Source organism: Halorubrum yunnanense (genome assembly GCF_026586675.1).
GTDB lineage: Archaea > Halobacteriota > Halobacteria > Halobacteriales > Haloferacaceae > Halorubrum > Halorubrum yunnanense.
Map to the genome: position 1 here is coordinate 1 of NZ_JAODIX010000108.1, position 844 is coordinate 844.

General features: G+C 58.3%; 1 protein-coding gene. It reads right to left on the reverse strand.

Annotation, left to right across the window (positions count from 1 at the left end):
* Nucleotides 1–5 precede the first annotated feature (5 nt).
* On the reverse strand, nt 6–821 hold the full coding sequence (locus N5096_RS16090) for an IS5 family transposase (RefSeq protein ID WP_267665798.1): 816 nt from the start codon (nt 819–821) through the stop codon (nt 6–8).
* Nucleotides 822–844 lie beyond the last annotated feature (23 nt).

The following is an 844-nucleotide window of genomic DNA, read 5'->3' on the forward strand; positions in this document are numbered from 1 at the left end:
GAGCTCTAACTCGCCGCCTGCGTCAGGTTATGGATAATGCACTTCCGAGTCAGCTCCCGGAACTGGCCGTGCCAGCTCCGGGAGCGTAGCTTCTCGCCGTCGTCTTCCTTCAACTGCGAAAAGCCGGTTTCACTCATCCAGCGCTGGTTGTAGTCCTCGTTCATTCGGGCGTTGTGGGCCTTCTGCAACGGTGTTTGCTCTCTATGCCTGATCAACGGTCGCGTTGAGTCGGAGCGACACTCTTCACGGAAGTCGCTCCATGAGTAATTCGCGTCAGCAGACAACACGCGCAGGTCTTCCGCGTTCCGGCGGAAGACCTGCATCCCGATATGGCCGTCCCACGCCTTCTGCGTCGTGAAATGAACGTCTTTGATCGCCAGCGAGTTCACATCGATCAAGATCGTTGTCTTCATCGACTGGAACGAGAAGTCTGCGCGGTCGCGGTAGTGGTAGCTGGTTTGATCACGTTGAAAGCCGCTTGCGTCAATTGCAGCTTCACCACTCCAGCCCGCCTGCTCCGCCGAAGTGCGGAGCAGGCGGCGGAGTTCACGCATTCGGTACTCGTTTTCCCACCGACAAAACGAGCTGTAGTGGGGTGCTTCGTCGAGATCAAACACGGCAAGGACGCCGGGCATCTCGTTGAGGTAGTCTTCGGTCTCGCGGAGACTCTTTTCGAGTTCGACGCGGTACAGAATCAACGCGATCTGTACCCACTCGGCGTACCCGTCCGCGCCATCCGGCGCGGCGGGTACGTCCGGATCCTCAACATGCTGTTTGGCAAGGTCTCGACACATCCAAGCAAGCCGTCTGAGCGATGCCATATCGCCAGACGGCATCCATTTCC

Coding starts and splice junctions, on each gene's coding strand:
- N5096_RS16090 (WP_267665798.1), bottom strand. CDS start 821: ATGGCATCGCTCAGACGGCTTGCTTGGATGTGTCGAGACCTTGCCAAA.